The 1,286-nt window shown below is 70.0% G+C and carries 1 protein-coding gene and 1 pseudogene; both read right to left on the bottom strand.

Annotation, left to right across the window (positions count from 1 at the left end; genetic code table 11):
- Nucleotides 1-534 (bottom strand): annotated as a pseudogene (locus tag ACESMD_RS10695) (xanthine dehydrogenase molybdopterin binding subunit); the annotation flags it as partial.
- Nucleotides 518-1,286: FAD binding domain-containing protein (locus ACESMD_RS10690; RefSeq protein ID WP_372612988.1), on the bottom strand; the 769-nt coding region annotated here is incomplete at its 5' end. The gene ACESMD_RS10690 and the pseudogene ACESMD_RS10695, both read right to left, overlap by 17 nt.

Here is a 1,286-nt window from a genome sequence, read left to right as displayed (position 1 = left end):
GCGCACGAACTCGCCGCGCTCGGTGGCGGCCACCGGATCGAGGCTGGCAGGCCACTCGTCGATCTCGATGATCGCCTCCCTGACAGCTTCCCGGGCGGCGCGATGGCTCTCGGCTGCCACGGCGAACAGCACCTGGCCGGCGTAGCTTATCTCGTCCTCGACGAAGATCGGATCGCCGGGAAAGACCGGGCCGATATCGGGTTGGCCGGGCACGTCGGCGATCGACACCACATCGACCACGCCGGGCATGGCGCGTACCCGCTCCAGGTCGAGCCGGGTCAGGCGGCCGTGGGCCACCGGCGAGAGCCCCAGCGCCACATGCAGGGCATCGGCGGGCGCGCGGATATCGTCGATATAGGTGGCGCGCCCCGTGACATGCTTGACCGCGCTCTCGTGGGTCTGTGCCTGGCCCGCGATGCCGCGGGGCGAGGGCGTCTCGACCTCCCGGGCCAGGGGGCCATCCCCCTGGATCTGTCCCTGCTGCTGCGCTCTGGCCCTGGCGGAGGTGGATGAGACGTCAGTAAGCGTACGCATGGAGCATCACCTGCGGGTCGAGGTCGTGCATCGACTGGTTCTGCGTCGACTGGTTCGCCTGTGCCTGGTGTTCACGACACATCACCAGACGCAGACGGTCGAGCAGGTTGGCGGCACAGAGCCGGCGATAGTGGTCGCTGCCGCGCACGTCACTCATGGGCTGGAAGTCCTGGGACAGTGCCCGTCGCGCGGCCTGGAAGGTGGCAGACGACGGGGCCTGGCCCTCCAGGGCCGCCTCGGCGGCGGCTGCCCGCCTGGGCGTTGCCGCCATGCCGCCGAAGGCCAGATGGACGTCGCGCATCACGCCGTCCTTCAGGCGCCAGGCGAAAGCGGCCAACACCGCGGAGATGTCATCCTCCCGACGTTTGGACAGCTTCCAGACCTTGAGATTCTGCTCGGCGGTCGGTCGCGGCAGGAAGACCGAGGCGATGAACTCGTCCTCGGCCAGCGCCGTCTGCTTGTAGTCGAGGAAGAATTCCGCCAGGGGCAGCTCCCGGGCGCCCCGCGGGCCGTCCAGGCGCAGTCGCGCCTCAAGGGCCAGCAGCACCGGCGGGGTGTCGCCGATGGGCGAGGCATTGGCGATGTTGCCGCCCAGGGTGGCGCGATTGCGGATCTGCGAGGAGGCGAAGCGGTGCATCAGGTGCTCGAACGCCGGGTAGTGCTCCGCCAGCAGCGGAGTCAGCCGCGCGAGGGTCACGGCGGCCCCGACCCACCAGCCCACGCGGCCGTCTGCCAGGGTCGTCTCCTCGATG

Origin of the sequence: Halomonas sp. (assembly GCF_041689495.1) — a bacterium.
GTDB lineage: Bacteria > Pseudomonadota > Gammaproteobacteria > Pseudomonadales > Halomonadaceae > Halomonas.
This window is presented reverse-complemented; position numbering and strand designations above follow the sequence as displayed.